The sequence below is a fragment of the Mycobacteroides chelonae CCUG 47445 genome (assembly GCF_001632805.1).
In the GTDB taxonomy this organism is placed as follows: domain Bacteria; phylum Actinomycetota; class Actinomycetes; order Mycobacteriales; family Mycobacteriaceae; genus Mycobacterium; species Mycobacterium chelonae.
Map to the genome: position 1 here is coordinate 4,847,321 of NZ_CP007220.1, position 18,908 is coordinate 4,866,228.

Here is an 18,908-nt window from a genome sequence, read left to right on the forward strand (position 1 = left end):
GCGAGATCTAACTGAATCTTTTGCAACACCGGTTCTTATCTACCGTGCTGAAACACGATGGGACGGTCCGGTCGCCACCTCATTGGCTATCCGTCGGCGTCGACAGAATCCGGGTCCATTTCCGGTTGAATCCAACGGAATCCGGAATTGCTGCGCTCCATGAACCGGCGCTCGTAGGTGCCCTCGATCCTCTTGCCATCCACGGTACCGCTGAGCACCAGCCGGTCCCGGCTGGGTTGATGCGCCTGAAGAACCAGCTGAGGTCGATCGGACTCGCGCTTGCGCAACTCGAGCCGATCATCCTTGGCCTGTAGCAGCCACGCCGAGGTACGTCCGTCCGGCGTCTGGGAAACGAACTTCATCACGCTGAATTCCGCCACCGTGTCGCGGTGAGAGATCGCGACGTTGGGCCAGGGCGCCGGCTGAGTCTGGTTCAGCGTTGCCCCGTGCCCGTCAATAGTGAATGACGTTGCATGCCACACCCCATCGAGACTCGAGGTTGGTGTCTTGTACGTCGAGTACACCGCCAGCGACTGCAGGACGATGAGCGCGGTGAGAACTGATGCCACTCCGAATTTCAGCACGACACCGGTGGTGAGCAGCCACTTCCGACTGGAGCCGAGCGCTCGCCACAGCCACACCGGTTGCGTGCTCACACGATTCGAGATCACCCGAGCGAGGTTTGGCCACAGGGGTGCGGTGACCGCGACGGCTATCAGGAACAACTCTCCGGATACCTGCTTCACCGGAACGTCATAGGTCATGTTGAGAAGGAACACCTGTGCCATGGCGAAGACAGACCCCAGGGCGCCCAGCACCCACGTGCGGTTCCACAGCAGCAGCAGTCCCGACACCAGTTCCACGAGCCCCGTAGCGATGGAGTAGGGCTCCGAGGCACCCATGAAACCCCAGAGCGTATTGAACAAGCTTGTGTCACCGACCAATTGCAGCTGCCGATCGGGCAGAGCCATGAACCCCATCTGCGTGGGAATCGCTTTCGCGATTCCATACGTGATCATCGACATCGCGAGACCGAACCGAGCGAACACCCACAGCGAGGCTGCCAGGCCCCGATAGTTCGAGCGGCGGCGGTCCAACACCGTCCATATCGCGGTGATCGCCACCGCGAGCACGATCCACCCCAGGTGGTAGCACCACAGCCACAGCAGGTCGCCGCCGGAGGAGACGGTGAGTTCGATACCGCGGCCGCGAATGAGGAAACTTCCGATTTGGGCCGTCAGCCACAGCACCGGCTCAAACAAGCTGTAGAGACCTAGGTTGTCGTACACCGAGAGCAGGAGAATCCCGCCGCCGATGGTGAACAGCAGACGGAATCCGAACTTCTGCAACGGGGTCCACCGCGGCGCGGTACCGGCTCCCTCATCTTCGGCGGTGCCGGAATGCCCGGGCGCAACGGTCGTCATGCCAGCGAGCGTAGCCGTCCGATAGTCCTCTCCGCCTCCGGGAAAACCCTGAGTCACATCCTGATTCGAGAATGTTTAATCCCCAAGTACGCCGCGCATCCAACGCAACACGCTGGGCATCGCCCATCCTGCCGCGATCAGATGTTCGCCAGGCACGGGCAGGTAGTCCACTGTCGCTCCCTTGGACCGCCAACTCTCGATGAGCGTCCTCACACCTTGCTCTGGGACGAACTGATCACCGATGAACCGGTCGCGTGATCCGTGGTAGAGCAGGATCGGCATCACCGGTGCCGTGGCGCCGGGCTTGTTCGCGGCGATCACATTCTGCGCAATCGCGGACTCGAAAGGCTCTGGAATTGACGCTAATACATCTAGATCGATACGTGCTACCCCGGCCACAGCCAGGGGTGGCTGGGGTAAGTCCTTGATCAAGGTCGTCATATAGAAGGCAAAGTCGCCGAACAGCTCCAGCATGCTCGGATACTCACGTGCCTGCCCGATCGTGGCCGCGGCGAAAAGCCCAGACCCCAAGGCGCTGTTCATGCTGCGGTACAACAGCGCGTAATCCGTCGGTGTACCACCCGCGACGGCCCCTTTGAAACTCAACTCCGGCGCGTAGACCGGCTGCTCCTGGGCGGCCCACACCGTTGCGATGGCACCACCGCTGTACCCGTCCATCACCATGGGGGACTCCACGAGATCCGGACATAGTCGACGCATTCCCCGTACCGAATCCAGTACGGCGTGGCCAGCCATGATGCCCGCCGAGTAGGCCATCCGCGGGCCCTCATGATCGGGTACGAGCACCGCGTAGTTTCGTGCCAGCAGCAGCGGCGCCAGCGGCGGCACATCTACATACATGCCGCGCTCGACCCGGTACGAGGGTGCCGCCTTGAGCCCCAGCGAGTTGATCGGCTGATTGCGTACCACCACCGGCCGCGCACCCAGGCCCCGCCATGGGCGGTTCGGCTCGACCAGAGTCGCCGTCACGGGCACGGCATTGCCCGCCGTGTCGGTGGAGCGCACCATAAATCGTTGAATAGTAAATCCAGGCAGCGGAATCCGCGGAAACACTCGATGGGTACGAACGATTTCTCCGTTGGCACGACTGGTCAGATCACCTGGGTCCGAATAGAAGCTGGGCCCCGGTATCGGCGTCGGCAGGATGGCGGCATGCCGATCGGCCCGCTGCGCGTCGGTCAGCTTGCGCGCCGCCCAGCCGTTGAGTCGATGCACCACCGCAGGATTGCGCAAAGCGGTCGCGGTCCCTGCTATCCCTGCCACCGCCGCGGCCGCCCCGGCCCATGCGGTGCCACCGAGAACAGCCTTGGGCTTCGTTGCCATGTGCGACCTCCTGTGTCCAGGACAGCGTAGACAACGCGTTTTCACAACGGACGTAGTGGCTTTCACGACAGACGTAGTGGAAAGTCGACGATCCAGGCGCGCTCGGTATCGCTAGGCGCCCACGTACTCGGCGAGGTGCTTGCCCGTCAGCGTCGACCGTGCGCTGACAAGATCTTCGGGCGTACCTTCGAAGACCACGCGGCCTCCGTCGTGCCCGGCACCCGGACCCAAGTCGATAATCCAGTCGGCATGCGCCATCACCGCCTGATGGTGCTCGATGACAATCACGGACTTCCCGGAAACCACCAGCCCATCCAACAAGCCGAGGAGCTGCTCGACGTCGGCGAGATGCAGGCCCGTGGTCGGCTCGTCCAGGACGTAGACACCGCCTGCCGCGCCCATGTGTGTGGCCAGCTTGAGGCGCTGCCGCTCTCCGCCGGAGAGCGTGGTGAGCGGCTGACCGAGGCTGAGATAGCCCAGGCCGACCTCATTCAGCCTGTTCAAAATCTTGTGGGCTGCCGGAAGTTTCGCGTCACCTTCCCCGAAGAACGTCTGCGCGTCGGCGACCGACAGTGCCAGCACTTGGCTGACATCGCGGCCACCGAAGTGATAGTTCAATACGGCCGTGTCGAACCGCTTGCCTTCGCACACATCGCATGTGGTCGCCACCGTCGCCATCACACCCAGATCGGTGTAGATGACACCCGCACCATTGCAGTGGGGGCACGCCCCCTCCGAGTTCGCACTGAACAAGGCCGGCTTCACCCCATTGGCTTTCGCGAATGCCTTACGGATCGGCTCCAGCAGGCCGGTGTAGGTCGCCGGGTTGCTACGCCGTGAGCCCCGGATCGGGGTCTGGTCCACGGTGATCACATCATCGAGCTTGGCCACCGATCCGTCGATCAGCGAGCTCTTGCCGGAGCCCGCGACGCCGGTGATGACCACCAGCACACCGAGAGGGATGTCGAGGTCTACCTTCTGCAGATTATGGGTGCTGGCGCCTCGAATTTCCAAGTATGAGTTCGATCTCCGCACGGAGCCCTTCAGCGTGGCACGGTCATCGAGGTGTCTCCCGGTGACGGTGCCGCTGGTCCGCAGCTGCGCCACCGTGCCCTCGAAGCACACAGTCCCACCCCCGGCACCCGCACCGGGTCCCAAATCGACGACATGGTCCGCGATGTGGATGGTCTCAGGTTTATGCTCCACCACCAGCACGGTGTTGCCCTTGTCGCGCAGCTGCAGCAGCAGACTGTTCATCCGCTGGATGTCATGCGGATGCAGCCCTATAGTCGGCTCGTCGAACACATAGGTGATATCGGTGAGCGAGGAGCCGAGATGGCGAATCATCTTGGTGCGCTGAGCTTCTCCACCGGATAATGTTCCAGCCGGCCGATCCAGTGATAAGTAGCCAAGACCGATCTGCACGAACGAGTCCAATGAATGCCTTAGCTTTTCCAACAGCGGAGCGGCCGAAGGTTCCTCCAGAGCACTCACCCACTCGGCCAAGTCGCTGATCTGCATCGCGCACACCTCGGCGATGTTCTTGCCTTTGATCTTCGACGATCGTGCCAGCGCCGAAAGCCGGGTTCCGTCGCAATCCGGACAGGTGGTGAAGGTGGCAATCCGCTCCACAAACGTGCGTACGTGTGGCTGCATGGACTCAATGTCCTTGGACAAGTATGACTTCTGGATCTGCGGAATCAACCCGAGGTATGTCAGGTTGACGCCATCAACCTTGAGCTTGGTCGCCTCCTTGTGCAGCAGATCATCCAGTTCCTTCTTGGTGTACTTGCGAATCGGCTTGTCGGGGTCTAGGAATCCGCAACCGCGATAGATGCGCCCGTACCACCCGTCCATGCTGTACCCGGGGATGGTCAGTGCGCCCTCGTTGAGCGACTTGCCGTCGTCATAGAGCGCGGTGAGATCGATGTCGTTGATCGAACCCCGGCCTTCGCACCGTGGACACATACCCCCGGTGATACTGAACTCCCGACGCTCCTTCGTGGGCTGTGAGCCACGCTGAACGGTTACCGCTCCCGCACCGCTTATCGAGGCAACGTTGAACGAAAATGCTTGTGCCGAGCCTATATGCGGCCTACCGAGTCGACTGAAGAGGATGCGCAGCATCGCATTGGCATCGGTTGCGGTACCCACCGTGGATCGCGGATCTGAGCCCATGCGTTCCTGATCGACGATGATCGCCGTCGTCAGCCCGTCGAGCACATCGACATCTGGTCGCGCCAAGGACGGCATGAATCCCTGCACGAACGCACTGTATGTCTCGTTGATCAGGCGTTGCGATTCGGCGGCCACGGTGCCGAACACCAACGAACTCTTGCCTGAGCCGGAGACACCGGTGAATACCGTGAGTCGGCGCTTGGGCAGCTCGACGCTGATGTCTTTGAGGTTGTTGACCCGCGCGCCATGCACGCGGATCAGATCGTGGCTGTCGGCTGGATGGTTGTCGGTTATTTTGGCGCTCTTGGCCATTCAGGGCAGCTCCTGGATGCGGACGGTGCAGCCGGCAGGATCACGGAAGGCACAGTCTCGAGAACCCCAGGGCTGATCGGTTGGCTCCTGCATGACTTCGGCACCGGTCGCCTGCACACGCTCGAAAAGCCCGGCCAGGTCGTTGGTGGCCAGCATGATGCTCGCGTACGTGCCCTTGGCCATCATCTCGGTGACAGTCCGGCGCTCCTCCTCCGTGATTCCCGGGTCCGCAGCAGGGGGTGTCAACACGAGGTTCATATCGGGACGCCCTGCCGGCCCGACGGTGATCCACCGCATCCCTTCATATCCGACGTCCTTGCGAACCTCGAACCCAAGCGCGTCACGATAGAAGGCCAGCGAGGCCTCCGGGTCGGTGTGTGGCAGGAAGCTCGCATTGATCGTGATGTCCATGCCGGTCACGCTAGCTGCGCCGCGCCGTGGTGGCTTCTTGATTCCTGATCGGTCTGGTGACGTGCTTGGCGACGCACGCCGGGATGCCTGCGACGTGCTCTGCAGAGCGCTCTCGGTACACACTGGGTGGAACCCCGACCAGTTCGGTAAAACGCGTGCTGAAAGTGCCGAGCGATGAGCCACCGACCGCGAAGCAGACCTCGGTGACACTCATGTCTCCCCGGCGCAACAGCATCATGGCCCGCTCGATCCGTCGGGTCATCAGGTAGGAGTACGGCGACTCCCCGTATGCGCTCTTGAACTGACGGCTCAGGTGACCCGAGGACATATGAGCATCGCGGGCCAGTTCTTCGACGTTCAGCGGCTGCGCGTACTCGCGGTCGATCCGGTCGCGTACCCGGCGAAGACGCGCGAGGTCGCGCAGGCGCTGCTCCTCGCCTGCATGGGTCACAGGCGGGATTCTATCGGCTAGATCAGACCCAACAGACTGATATCGTCGGCGTACTTGAGGATCAGCTCCTTGGTGACATGCGGGATCTCACCTGGTGTCTGGCCCAGTCCGCCAACCTTCGCCTCTCGCACGGCTCCGCTGAATTCAGCTGTCGGCAGCGCACTTCCGTCGATCGCCGACTGCGGATTCTGGTACATCTTGAGCAGCGGTAGCACGGACTGCTGGCGCTGTTGCTCGGGCAATCCCTTGAGGGCCGTCTCGAACCGAGCCAGCCACTGGCCGTAGTCGTCGATCCGGGCGATCTTGTACCCGGCCTCGATGAGCCAATCCACGAAGGTATCCATCGAGACGCCGTCGTGGTGGGGGTTGAACACATCGAAGCTGTGGTAACCGTCCGTCACGTTCACACCGCCGATCGCGGTGATGGAGGCGGCAGTGAAATCACCTGGGACGCCGTCATAATGAGCGCGCTGACGATTGCCCTCGGCATCCAATTCGTAGAAGCTGCCCGGTGCGACGCCGGTGAGCAACAAACTCTGGATGGTTCGCGTGAACACGTCGGTGACATTGAGCTGACCGTGGTACTCGCTGTGGGCCAGGATCATGTCGGATCGGAACACCCGCACCGGCAGCCCCGCCAGGTCATGGGCCTCACGGAGCAGCACCTCGCCGGCCCACTTCGAATTGCCGTATCCGTTGGCGTAGCCGTCGTTGATCTGCCGCTGCGCCGACATCTCCCTGACATCGGAGTCTTCCTCGAACTGCGTCACCGGGATCTGATCGGCGATGCCAACCGTCGACAGATAAGTGACCGGCTTGAGCCGTTCGGAGATCGCCAGCTTGATGATCTCGGCGGTGCCCGCCACATTGGGGCCGAACAGCTGGCTGTAGGGCAGCACATGGTTCACCAATGCACCGGAATGGACGATCAGATCGACATCTCCGGCCAGCTTCTGCCAAGTATCCTGGGACAGACCCAGGTTCTGGTCACCGAAGTCACCGGCGATCACTTCAAGTCCCTGCTCCGCGAGCTGACGGTAGTGCGCCGTCAGCTTCGGGTCTCCGGACTCATAGACGGCATCGAGGCGCGCACGGGCGGCCGCGGCATCGGTACCGCGGATGAGTGCGTATACCTTTCCTCCGGCGGGAACCAGCCGTTCGAGCCAGTCCAGTACCAACCAGCGTCCTAGCCAGCCATTGCCGCCGGTCACCAATACGGTCTTCACGTCTGTGGTAGGTGGCTGAATTTCCTTGGCCGCCTTCAGTACCGACTCGTCGATGAACTTTTCGAGGGTGAGTTCGGCCGCGTTGATAACCGTGGCATCTCTGCCGTGGACCGATGCGAACGTCGGCTGCGTCGCGGCGCCAGTGCGCTGTGCCTCAATGTGCCGAGCGATGGCGGCGAGATCATTGGCGACGCTGTTGATGACACCGACCGGAACGTCCACCTCGAAGATGTCGCGCAGCAATTCGGAGTACGACAGCGCCGAGAGCGAGTCGCCGCCGAGGTCGATGAACCGGACATCGGGGCCCAGGTCTGCCGCGGGCGCCCCCAACAGGGCCGCAGCGGCATCGGTCACGGTATCGAGCACCGGCCGGCCGGCCGCCTCCCGCGCCAGCTCGCGCAGACGCTCATTCTGACTCTCGGCCAGGTCGGCGTACAGAGCCTCCAGTCGTTCGCCGTAGTGTTCCTTCAGCTTGGGGCGCAACAGCTTGCGCGCATCCGATAGCAGTCCGGACTCGACCGTGAACGGCACGGTCTCGACGATGAAGTCCCGGGGGATTTCGTAGGACTGCAGCTCCGCACCCTTGGCGACCTGCTGCAGTGAATCCTGGATCAGCGGCTTGAGCGCATCCGGCGAATCCGCGTATCGTTCAAGGGCTTCCGGAGTGGGCACCACGACTGCCAGCAGGTACGAACGCTCGCTGTTTCCGTACACGAAGATCTGCCGAACCAGCGGGCTACCGGTGTAGGCAGCCTCCAGCTTGGACACCGCGACAAACTCACCCTGGGCAAGCTTGAGCACGTTCTTGACGCGGTCGAGGTACTTGAGGTGGTCCGGTCCCAACTCGGCAACCACGTCACCGGTCATGTAGAAACCGTCCTCGTCGAAGACATCCGCCGTGGTTTCGGGGCGCTTGTAGTAGCCAGGGAACATGGTCTCCGACTTGATGCGTAGCTCTCCCCGAGGATGTGGAGAATCCGTTGTGAAGTAACCAAGTTCGGGAACATCAACAAGCTTGTACTCGGTGACCGGAGGGCGCTGCAACACACCGTCACGCCACACTGCGCCGGCCTCGGTGGAACCGTAGCCGTCAAGCATCGCTACCTGCAGCAACGACTCCATGAAGTCATTCATCTCGGGAGACAGTGGCGCAGAACCAGATCCGGCGTTGAGCACACGCCCACCGAAGTCCTCCTCGCGGATGCGCACCTTGATCTTTTCGGCGATTTCGGCATTGCTTTCGCCGGGCGCGAGCGAACGATCCAGCTCGGCCTGATACCGCTGAAAGACCATCTCCACGACGCGCGGCACAAACAGCACCTCGGTCGGCCGGATGAGCGCGATGTCCTCGAAAAACGTCGATAGGTCGCTGGAAGCGATGTAGTAGGCCGTACCGCCTCCGGAGAGGGTGCCCATGAGAGTAAGGCGGCCCGCGAGGTGGCTCATCGGCATGAAGTTGACGCCCACGGATGGAATCACCGTTGTGGTGAGCCACTTCTTCTGCCACAGGTTGGCCACCAGCCACTGCGGGTACATCGCCCCCTTGGGGGTGCCGGTGCTGCCGGAGGTGTAGATAAGCAGGCGCAGCGCGTCGGGGTCTTCGCTGGGCTGTGGTGCTGCGGGAAGCTCGCGGCCACGGGCGATGGCATCACCCAACGAATCGATGGTGATCGTCCGGCCGGCCGTCTCCAGCCGGTCACGCACGGCGCTCAGTGCCGCACGATGGGCATCCGCCTCCGGGTGGTAGTCGAACACCGACAACAGTTGCACGGACGGCGTCGCGAGCACGGAATCCACGGCGGCTTCGAGGTACTCGACGCTGGCGGCGAACACCGTGGGCTGCGTCTCTTCAAGGATCGCGTTGCGCTGCTGCACGGATGCGCCGGTCTGCAATGGCACCGAGACGGTGCCCAGACGTAGCCCCGCGACATCCAATGAGGCGAAGTCCGTACTGGTGAATCCGAGCTGAGCGACAAAGTCCCCGTCACGAATTCCCTGTGCGTACCAGGCGGCGGCGATGGCCTCGGCACGATTCCACAGCTCGCGGTAGGAGGTCGTGACGAATTCGGTCTTCAACGCCACGGTGGTCGCACCGTGCTCGTCGGTCACCAATTCGACGGCGCGCTGCCCGAGAGCCGGGCGATCCCCGTAGCCCTCCAGCAGACGCCTGATCAGCTCGATGAGTGTCAGGCCGGGTTCGTTGACCGCGCCGGACACCGCGTCATCGGGAAGGAGGGCCTGCAGCTGCGGGTCGTTGGACACGACCTGCGCGACACGTCGTTCAAGCTCTTGCTGATCGGCGAGGTCGGGCGTCGTGGTTGCGGCGGGTGTGGAAATCGTTTCAGTCATGCCTAGACACCTCGGTAGTCGATGTAAGTAAGTACGTGGGGGCGGCTACGCCTACAGAAGAAAAGTACATACCTACGCTAACTATTCCCTGTGAGCGTTCGGCTCTCCCCTCCCACCGAGCGCGCATTCATGCTGGTCCAGGCCGAGCGGGTCCAGCACGGATGCCACCGTGAGGTGAGGAGCGTCACTCTCGCAACGCCTGTGGCGCATGCTCTCGCACCAAGGCCAGCAGTTGTCGCCGTGAGGGGTTCACCACGGCATGCCCCGCGACGTCCACAGTCGGCACAGTCTCGTTGCCGTTGGCGACGGAACGCACGTAAGCTGCCGCCTCCGCGGATTCCCAGATGTTGACCTCTGTGTAGCGAAGTCCGCTGAAGCGCAGTTCCGCCCGGAGTTTGATGCAGTAGGGACAGCCCGGTCGCCAGTACAGGACAACCTCGTCAGACTCTGAAATGGGCTTCGTCATGATCCATGTCTACACGGGCTTCCCCGCAGTGACACCTGGCTTGAGCGTGTAGATGTCGTCGATCGCGATGACGACGGCACAGCGCGGGTACTTCAGGCCGCGCTCCTGCGCGAACGCGACGGCATCGTCGAACGCGGGCCCCGATTCGTGAACGTGGGCCGAACCGACGAACCGGTAGCCGTCCAACGCTTCGCGATCGATCACCGCAACCGAGACCTTCGATCCTGCATGAATATTGGCCAAAGTCTGCCCGCCGGTGTTCTCGTTGAAAATCAGCGAATGCTCATCCCGGACCCGAAGGGAGCGTTTGGGTCCAATGTTGGGGGTCGTGCCGTCGGTCACGGTCGCAAGAATCGCCAGCTGGGAACCGAGCATCCGCTTCATCTCATCGGTGAGCGTGGGCATAGTGGGCGTGACCTCCTGGAGTGGTTGTGCTGGAACGAGATTCGGTATAGGCGGCGGCGGTGTGCAGGTCCGCGCGGTGTCGAGTAGTCGCCTCGTATCACCGACCGGAGCCGTGCGCATCAGCACCGAGAGCAGGTGCAGCAGACCCTCGGACACCACGAGCGGGCGCTGGCTGGTCCGTAAGATCCCCGCCGCGGAAACCTTGTCTCCCTGAGCGATTGCTTGCGCTATCGCAACCGTCTCACACCAGGACGCGTGGCGGGGCCCCATATCCATCTCATGGTTTCGGGTCACCTAACTATATTATTCGGAATAACTAACTACGTCTAGTGCTCGCTTCCGCGGCGGCACCCCGCTCCGGTCGCGCCGTTCCCGTGGGGTGGTCGCTCCCCACACCCCGAACGATTCGCCTGCCGCGATGGCGTACCTACCGCACGGGTCCCGCACGGGGCAATTCCGGCAGATCTGTTTGGCGCGTGCCTCCCGCAGGTTTCGGGCCCTTCCCCGCTCGTTATCCGGCGAGAAGAACAGATCGGTCGACATGCCACGGCAGCGCGCCCACTCAAGCCACTTCATTTCCGCTACCCCCCGATCGTCTGCGCGACTTTGACACCGACCAGCACCACCGCGAGCACGAGATAGCCACGAAGGGCCACCATTCCCCCGGTGCGCAGCGGTGACCACGCTGGGCGTTCCAGCGTGTCAAGCGCTGGGGTGCGCCAGGTTTCGCGCTCCTGCCGCAGAACTTCCCGCCTCAGCGCCCGATCACGCGGCGCCGATTCCAGATCCCAGATCTCCGCGGGATCCAGTCCCCCGAGATCGCCGGCCGTGACACGAGCGCCAGCACGCTCCGCCCGCTTCTGCATCGCGTAAATCACCAGCCCGCCAAGGACGCCGACAACCACTCCGGCCCCAAAGAACACCTTGAGCTGTTGGGTCGTCAGATCCGGGAAGAATGTCACTGCGGTCAGCGACAACGACAACAGCACCAACGACCAAACGATCGCTCCCGCAACGATGTTCTGACGCACGGTGTTGACCCACGGCCCCAGGACAGCCTTGTCGTTGCACAACAGCACCAAGAACACCGTCGCCGACGGCAACAGCACGCCGGCGAGTGCCTGCACCCCCTGGGTGAGCACACCCAGCACCGGATCCGGACTGAACGACACCGCCGCGGCGACCGCGAGCAACGTGCCATAGCCCAGGTAGAAGGTGGGTGCCTCGCTGAGCTTCCAATGCAGCGAGTGGCGCTTGCCGAAGGTATCGCCCAGCGCATAGGTGGTGGCCAAACCCACCGCGTTGGCTCCGATGAGCGAGGCATCCAACAGCAAGAGGGCGAAAAGTGCACCCACTGTGGGGCTCACATGCTCGTGCAGCAGCCGCGCGACTGCGCCCGCATCAGTGAAGTTCCCGACAGCGTCGGTACCTGCCAGGCCGAATGCGGCCGCTCCCATGATGCACATGGCGCCAACCATCACCACGACGATTCCGATGGCCAAATCGATTCGTTCGTAACGGATCCACCGCGGTGTCAAACGCTTGTCCACGATGTTGGACTGCTGGAAGAACAGCTGCCACGGTGCCACCGTGGTACCCACGATCGCAACGATCAACATCAGCAGTTCGGCGTTCAACCCACCCGGAAATGACGGCACGAATCCGGAGGCCGTTTCGGCCAGCGTGGGCCGAACCAAGACCACCATCGGAATCATCACCACATTGAGCGCGATAAGCGCGAACAGGAATCGCTCCCAGCGCCGGAACGATCCTCCGGCGATCACCGCGAACAACAACACGGCAGCCAACGGCACCGAGATCCACCGGGGAAGCCCGAAGTAGCTCAACGCCATCGCCACCCCGATGAATTCGGTCACGATCGTCAGCGCGTTCACCACAAACAGGTCGCCGACGCTGAACGCACCCCAGAACCGTCCGAACCTGGTGAAGATCAGCCGCGCATGCCCCACCCCCGCGACCGCACCGAGCCGGACCACCATCTCCTGATTCACATAGAGCACGGGAATCAGCAGGGCCAACGTCCATATCAACGCCATGCCGTAGTTCTGTCCGGCCTGGGCGTACGTGGCGACGCCGCCCGCGTCATTGTCGCCGACCATCACGATGAGGCCGGGACCCAAGACTGCCAACAACATCCGGAATCGCTGCCGCTTACTGCGGCCCTCGGAGCTCTCATGCCGCCCGATGGTGCCCAGCGCGCCGACGATGTCGCCGACATGCGCGCTGTCCATGACGGCGCCGGTAGGAGCGTGGGTGCTGTCGTCGTATCGGCGGGAAACGCCGTTGAAAAATGCCATAGCAGATGCCGCCCTTCTCAGGGTTCGGTCCACTGCGGACGTTCTCCGCGCACGGCAAACCAAGCCTGGCGCAGTGTTTTTCGCGACAGGTCAGGCGTGAGCGGTACCGCAGTGGAAGGCTGGGAACACGTGTACGTGCTGGCCTAGGCCAGATTGTCGATCCGGACTCAGATACGGACTATCGCCGGACTGCATGTCGTCCCTCACCTCCTCGCTGCCAGAGCGGCTGTGCCGCAACATCTTCATGTCAGCGCACATCAATGGCACCCAGACAGGAGAGCGCCCGTCACTGGAAGGGCCGACCACCTCTCTCGTCAGAGCTTCGGCACTGCACGACGTAATCCCCAAAGGGCAGCCACCTCGGATCACCCCTTAGGCCGGGGAGATCTGTCCTAACCCTGGGCGTCTCTCGACGTCGTCGGATCAGTGGCCTGTGTTCGTGCAGGAGCCTCGCCTAGCGAGGTGCTGACGCGCGTTACTGTATGCCCGAGTGCTGCTGTGCGTCAACGCAAACCCTGATTCCCCACAAGTTCTTAGCGGCATGCGCCACCAATCAGCCGAGATCCCCGTACTCGTCGAACCAGTACGCGAGCTTGCCACGCCGACTCACCGCACGCAGTCGTGACTCTGTCAGCGCCCGCGCCTTGCTGGTAGTGACGATCATCAACTCGTCGTCTGATTCGATCCTGGTGTCCGGTAACGGAACGAAGGTATTGCCCTGCCTGATGATCAGGGTGACGACAGCCGGATCGGGTAATCGCAATTCGAGGATGGTGACATTGCGCAACCGGGAATCCGACTGCACCTTCATGGTGAGCAGCTCGGCATCCAGCACATCCAAAGGTGCCGCCTCGACTTGGATTTCACGGGTGGCTTCGCGAGTGATCAGGCCGAGCAGGCGCGCGACGGGCCGCAAGCTCGGCCCCTGCACCAGGGTGAAAACCACCACCAGAACGAACACGATATTCAGCAGACGGTAACTGTTCGGCACGCCCTCCACGATCGGGAAGGTGGCAAGAACGACGGGCACCGCACCGCGCAAACCTGCCCAGGACAGAAAGGCCTGCTCGCGCCAGGGGATTCCGAAACCGACAAGTGATCCCACCACAGACAGCGGCCGGGCCACCAGCAGCAGCACGAGCCCGACGACGATTGCCGGAACCAGGTCGCCCCACAACTCACTGGGATTGACCAGCAAGCCCAGCAGCACGAAGAGACCTATCTGCGCCAGCCAACCGAGCCCCTCTGCGAACGATCGGGTAGCAGACCGGTGCGGTAGACCGGAATTGGCCAGCACCACGGCGGCCAGATAGGCGGCGATGAATCCGCTGGCGTGCACGCTGCCTGAAGCCGCGAACGCGACCAGACCGATACCGAATGTCGCGATCGGGTACAGACCCGACGCGGGCAGGGCAACGCGGCGCAGTGCCATCGCCCCAACAAACCCGCACACCAATCCGATCGCAGAACCGGCCAGGAGCTCATACACGATCTGAACAACGGCACTCTTCGGTTCGAATACGAAGGGCACGATGCTGAACATCAAGACCAGAATCACGGCAGGAGCGTCGTTGAATCCGGACTCCGCCTCCAGCAGACCCGCGAGCCGGCGCGGCAGCGGCAGCACCCTCAGCACGGAGAACACGGCCGCGGCATCGGTGGAGGACACTATGGCGCCCAACAGCAATGCCAACTGCCAGTCCATGCGCAACAACACGTGCGCACCGACGGCGGTTACCACCGTGCTGATCACCACACCGACGGTGGCCAACGCACCGGCGGGTGCGAGCACCTTACGGATATCGGAAAACCGCGTGGTCAAACCACCCTCGACGAGAATGACCGCCAGTGCTGCGGTGCACACATTTCGGGCCAGTTCCACATTGTCGAAGTCAAGGCCGAGCCCGTCTTCGCCGAGCACCACACCCACCAAAAGGAAGAACAAAAGGCTGGGGAACCCGATACGCGTAGCCACCCGAGTGCCGACAATGCTGGCGAGCAGCACAAGCCCACCGATAAGCAAGGCCAGGTACAGCTCGTGCAGGCTCACGTCATTCCCGTCGGTCGACTCTGATTAATAGGGCACGATAGCGGGATGGTGGAACGGAAGATGCGAGTCGCTGTTGCCGGCGCCGGCAAGGTCGGCCGTTCCGTTGCCCGCGAGCTGCTCGACTACGGCCACAAGATCCTGCTGATCGAACGCGAGCGCAGCAACTTCGATCCGCACGCGGTGCCCGGGGCCGACTGGCTCAACGCCGATGCCTGCGAGCTGGAGACTCTCGAAGAAGCAGGGATCGAGACCTGTGACGTCGTGGTCGCTGCCACCGGTGACGACAAGGCAAATCTGGTTGTGGGCCTGCTGGCCAAGACCGAGTTCGGGGTGCCCAGGGTGGTGGCCCGCATCAACGACATTCGTAACCAGTCGCTGTTCGGCCCGGCCTGGGGTATCGATGTGGCGGTTTCGACACCCGGCGCCATGGTGGCAGGTATCGAGGGCGCGATCGACATCGGACACCTGGTACGTCTCATGGGATTGCGCGAGGGTAGTGCGGAACTGACAAAACTGACGCTGCCCGAAGACAATCCGTTGGTGGGACAGCGTGTGGCAAACCTGGACTTGCCGCCAAACACCGCACTGGTCACCTTGGTTCGGAACGGAACCGTCGTAGTCCCCAAGGCCGAGGATGTCTTGGTGGCCGGGGACGAGATGCTCTTCATCGCCAACAGCGCGGTAGAGGCCGCCGTTCGCGCAGCAATCCACGGAGCCGCAGTAGCACCCGATAGATAGGTGGCTAGACGCTGAGCAGGGCCAGTTCCTCGCGTGCCCGCCGCTCCACCAGCAGTGGAACGTAGTCACGCAGCGGGCTGTCATCGAAGCGGGAGTGCTCGGCCCGAACTACCGCCTCCACAATGTCGCGGGTCAGATTCGGATGTCGCCCATGGAGCTGCTCCACAAGGTCGCCGATCCCTGCCTGCTCACTGAGTACCGCCACAGGGACAAAATTTGCACTACGTTTACAGTTTCGTCAACTGCCGAAATTGACGTCAACGACGGCCAGCCAAGGGCTCCGCAACCCGGTTTGTAGACTCGGGTGACGGACCCGACGGAGGTGGATATCACGGTGCAGGTCGCCTGTAATTCGTTGATTACCTGTGTATCTCGCAGTGTCTGGGCCAGCCTCCCGGTAGCCCGATGAGCACCGCCACCGTGGTCGGCAGCGGACCCAACGGACTAGCCGCAGCAATTACCCTCGCCCGTGCGGGGATCTCTGTCACTGTGTTGGAAGCCACTGATGAACCCGGGGGCGGGTGCCGTTCCTCAGAGATGCTCCACCCCGGGCTCATCCATGACCACTGTGCGGCCGTGCACCCGATGGCCATCGGGTCCTCCTTCTTGACCAGCCTGGATCTGGCCCGCCATGGTGTGCATTGGCTGCTACCCGAGATCGACTGCGTTCACCCCCTCGACGACGGCTTGGCGGGTGTACTGCTTCGGTCGGTCGAGGACACCGCCGCACAGATGGGGCGAGACGGCAACCGTTGGCGTGCGTTGTTCGGTTATCCGTCGCGGCATTTCGGCACCCTCGTGGAAGACATCACCGCGCCATTGCTGCGGATGCCCAGCCACCCGGTTCAGATGGCGCGATTCGGAATGCCCGCCGCCCTGCCCGCCTCAGCCATCGCGCAACTGCTCCGCACTGAACCCGCCCGCGCCCTGTACGGCGGCGTCGCCGCGCATGCCTTCCGGCCATTGCACTACCCGATGACTGCCGCAGTGGGCCTCGGAATCATGACGGCGGGCCATCGCTACGGCTGGCCCGTCGTCTCCGGCGGCACCGGTTCTCTCGTCGACGCCATGACCACAACGCTCGGAGAGCTGGGCGCACAGGTGCACACGGGCGTTCGCATCAATGACGCCGGGCAACTACCTGCCGCCGATCTCACGCTGTTCGACCTTGAACCCAGCTCTGTTGCAAAGATTCTCGGTGATCGGCTGCCCACGCGAGTCGCCCGTGCGTTTACGCGTTTCCGGCACGGGCCCGGCGCCTTCAAGGTCGATTTCGCGATCGAGGGCGGCGTACCGTGGACCGCACCCGCCGCCCACCGAGCAGGCACTGTGCACCTCGGCGGGACCTACGCCGAAGTGGCCTCAACCGAGCGGCAGATCCATGCGAGCATCATGCCGGAGCGCCCCTTCGTCCTTGTCGGCCAACAATATCTGGCCGATCCGCAGCGCTCCTCCGGCAACATCCACCCACTGTGGACCTACGCGCACGTGCCATTCGGTTACACCGGAGACGCCACCCAGGCGATCATCGAGCAGATCGAACGATTCGCGCCCGGGTTCCGTGAACGGATCGTTGGCCTGGCGGTGCGCTCCACCACGGAAATGTCGATGTACAACGCCAACTACGTGGGCGGAGACATCATGACGGGCGCCAAGGACATTCGACAGCTGATATTCGGCCCCCGTGTCGGGCTCGCCCCCTACAGCCTTGGCACACCGGGCATGTTCATCTGTTCGGCGGCCACACCGCCCGGCCCCGGCGCCCACGGCATGTGCGGTGTACACGCCGCGAACACCGCGCTCAAACATCTCCCCCGATGAGGGCCGACGGCGTATGGTTAACGTCGTAAACAAAATGTAGTGCGTGGGAACCCGCACGGAACGAGGTGAGGGCCATGATCGTCCTCGGAGCCATCCTGTTGGCCGCCGGCTTCTTTCTCGACATTGGATGGTTGTGGACCGGCGGGGTCGTGCTCATCGTCATCGGATTGATCCTGATGGTGGCGGGCCGCATGGGGCACGCCATCGGTGGCCGTCGCCACTACTACTAAGAGCCGCAAAGGAGTACATCATGCGGTACGCAGGATTGTTGGTCACCGTCTGGCTGATCGTAGGGGCCATCGCCGTCGCTCAACGCGGATATTTCACCAACAGCCCGCAAACCTGTGCCAGCGCGGGAACAATCGCACTGACTGTGCTCGCCGGTCCGCTCAACTACGCGGGACTCAATCCGACAGTCAGTCAGTGCAACATCCCACAGCCAAGCCCGTGAACCACTCAGCCTGGCTCTGATCTGATCGCCGCACCCACGCGAACCAGCACGTCGAGCTGCGCCGGGTTGAACAGGTCCAACAGCGCCCGCGCCACGGTGCGTTCGGCGAATTGCTGCCCGCGCGGAGCGTCCGCGGTCGAGTTCAGCATCCCCGGATGCTCGGCGTAGAGCTTCCGCGCATGTGTGGACATCCGGGCCGCGAGATCGGCGCGCGTCCGCTCGTCGGCGTCTGACGCCAGGTTTTCCAGCTCGCGGTCGAGATCGCGGTCTTGCTGGTCCAGGAACATCCCGATGAAGGCCTGCAGCCCTTGCGGACCGAGCACCCGGGACATGACGAATGCCAGCGAGCGGTCGGTATCGGTGAGCTCCATAGCGACTGCCGCGGAGCCGAATTCGGGCGGCATGTCGGCCGGCACCTTGCTGGACAGTATTTGACCGAGCTCGTCTCTGATACGTTGCAGCCGTTCGATGGTGGCAGCGAGTTCCGTGTCCAGCGCCCGCAACGCCTCTTGCGGATCCTCGTCGGCCTCATCCATCTCCGCGATCTGCTTCAACGAGAGACCCAGCCCCGTAAGACGTTTGATTTGCAGCACTCTGACCAGGTGTGCGACTCCGTAGCTTTTGTAGCCGTTTGACCGACGTTTCGGCTCATCGAGCAGGCCGATGTCGTGGTAATGGCGCACAGCACGCAGGCTGGTGCCGGCGAGCTCGGCAAGCTCCCGCGTACTCCAGCCCACCGTTACTCCTTCTGCATCTGCCGACATACCGCCCACTGCACACTATGCCGCTGCGGCATGGTCAACATTCGAAACCCTCGGCTACCAGCAACTCCCGAGTCAACGCTCACGATCTGGTTTGCCACATTCTGATATTAGGGTAACCGAAGAATTCATAACGGTGCCTACTAGCTGCTAATTTTCCCATTTCAAGTGCATCACGCAGGGGTATCGATCTGTTGCTGAGC

17 protein-coding genes and 1 riboswitch are annotated in these 18,908 nt (G+C 62.8%); of the genes, 4 read left to right on the forward strand and 13 right to left on the reverse strand.

Going from position 1 to position 18,908, the window contains the following annotated elements; translation table 11 throughout:
- Positions 1-86: 86 nt before the first annotated feature.
- From BB28_RS23470 to BB28_RS23515, 11 genes are all read right to left on the reverse strand, one after another.
- Entirely contained in the window at positions 87-1,424 is a 1,338-nt protein-coding gene (locus BB28_RS23470) for a hypothetical protein (RefSeq protein WP_046255277.1), read from the reverse strand.
- Between the two features lie 75 nt (positions 1,425-1,499).
- Entirely contained in the window at positions 1,500-2,768 is a 1,269-nt protein-coding gene (locus BB28_RS23475) for a lipase family protein (RefSeq protein ID WP_046255278.1), read from the reverse strand.
- Positions 2,769-2,879: 111 nt separating this feature from the next.
- A complete protein-coding gene (locus BB28_RS23480; protein ID WP_046255279.1) occupies positions 2,880-5,258 on the reverse strand; it encodes an ATP-binding cassette domain-containing protein in 2,379 nt (792 codons plus the stop codon).
- Positions 5,259-5,669 (reverse strand): VOC family protein, encoded by a 411-nt coding sequence (locus BB28_RS23485; protein WP_046256125.1) that lies wholly within the window; start codon positions 5,667-5,669, stop codon positions 5,259-5,261.
- A 10-nt stretch (positions 5,670-5,679) separates the two neighbouring features.
- The gene (locus tag BB28_RS23490) at positions 5,680-6,120 is read right to left on the reverse strand and encodes a helix-turn-helix transcriptional regulator (RefSeq protein WP_046255280.1); all 441 of its coding nucleotides are present in this window, start codon (positions 6,118-6,120) and stop codon (positions 5,680-5,682) included.
- A gap of 17 nt (positions 6,121-6,137) precedes the next feature.
- Positions 6,138-9,695, reverse strand: a complete 3,558-nt coding sequence (gene car, locus BB28_RS23495) for a carboxylic acid reductase (RefSeq protein ID WP_046255281.1) — start codon at positions 9,693-9,695, stop codon at positions 6,138-6,140.
- Positions 9,696-9,879: 184 nt separating this feature from the next.
- Positions 9,880-10,161: a glutaredoxin domain-containing protein gene (locus tag BB28_RS23500; protein WP_046255282.1), complete on the reverse strand. Its 282-nt coding sequence runs from the start codon at positions 10,159-10,161 to the stop codon at positions 9,880-9,882.
- A 9-nt stretch (positions 10,162-10,170) separates the two neighbouring features.
- Positions 10,171-10,566 (reverse strand): pyridoxamine 5'-phosphate oxidase family protein, encoded by a 396-nt coding sequence (locus BB28_RS25275; protein ID WP_046256126.1) that lies wholly within the window; start codon positions 10,564-10,566, stop codon positions 10,171-10,173.
- Between the two features lie 303 nt (positions 10,567-10,869).
- Positions 10,870-11,109: a WhiB family transcriptional regulator gene (locus tag BB28_RS24815; RefSeq protein WP_046256127.1), complete on the reverse strand. Its 240-nt coding sequence runs from the start codon at positions 11,107-11,109 to the stop codon at positions 10,870-10,872.
- A gap of 38 nt (positions 11,110-11,147) precedes the next feature.
- Positions 11,148-12,884: an NRAMP family divalent metal transporter gene (locus BB28_RS23510; protein ID WP_046255283.1), complete on the reverse strand. Its 1,737-nt coding sequence runs from the start codon at positions 12,882-12,884 to the stop codon at positions 11,148-11,150.
- Between the two features lie 299 nt (positions 12,885-13,183).
- Positions 13,184-13,353, reverse strand: a riboswitch (M-box (ykoK) riboswitch).
- An 84-nt stretch (positions 13,354-13,437) separates the two neighbouring features.
- On the reverse strand, positions 13,438-14,934 hold the full coding sequence (locus BB28_RS23515; protein WP_046255284.1) for a potassium/proton antiporter: 1,497 nt from the start codon (positions 14,932-14,934) through the stop codon (positions 13,438-13,440).
- A 60-nt stretch (positions 14,935-14,994) separates the two neighbouring features.
- Between BB28_RS23515 and BB28_RS23520 the strand changes: the two genes are divergently transcribed.
- Entirely contained in the window at positions 14,995-15,672 is a 678-nt protein-coding gene (locus BB28_RS23520) for a potassium channel family protein (protein ID WP_046256128.1), read from the forward strand.
- Positions 15,673-15,676: 4 nt separating this feature from the next.
- Here the strand turns inward: BB28_RS23520 and BB28_RS23525 are convergent, their stop codons facing one another.
- Positions 15,677-15,877, reverse strand: coding sequence for a three-helix bundle dimerization domain-containing protein (locus BB28_RS23525; protein WP_064393551.1), 201 nt, complete (start codon positions 15,875-15,877; stop codon positions 15,677-15,679).
- A gap of 200 nt (positions 15,878-16,077) precedes the next feature.
- Between BB28_RS23525 and BB28_RS23530 the strand changes: the two genes are divergently transcribed.
- From BB28_RS23530 to BB28_RS23535, 3 genes are all read left to right on the forward strand, one after another.
- Positions 16,078-17,493, forward strand: a complete 1,416-nt coding sequence (locus BB28_RS23530; protein WP_046255285.1) for a phytoene desaturase family protein — start codon at positions 16,078-16,080, stop codon at positions 17,491-17,493.
- 74 nt (positions 17,494-17,567) lie between these two features.
- Positions 17,568-17,723 (forward strand): DUF6131 family protein, encoded by a 156-nt coding sequence (locus BB28_RS25400; protein ID WP_044105428.1) that lies wholly within the window; start codon positions 17,568-17,570, stop codon positions 17,721-17,723.
- A 20-nt stretch (positions 17,724-17,743) separates the two neighbouring features.
- The gene (locus BB28_RS23535; protein ID WP_046255286.1) at positions 17,744-17,944 is read left to right on the forward strand and encodes a hypothetical protein; all 201 of its coding nucleotides are present in this window, start codon (positions 17,744-17,746) and stop codon (positions 17,942-17,944) included.
- A gap of 5 nt (positions 17,945-17,949) precedes the next feature.
- On the opposite strand, the gene BB28_RS23540 is transcribed toward BB28_RS23535, so the two are convergent.
- Positions 17,950-18,708: a helix-turn-helix domain-containing protein gene (locus tag BB28_RS23540; RefSeq protein WP_046255287.1), complete on the reverse strand. Its 759-nt coding sequence runs from the start codon at positions 18,706-18,708 to the stop codon at positions 17,950-17,952.
- Positions 18,709-18,908: the final 200 nt, after the last annotated feature.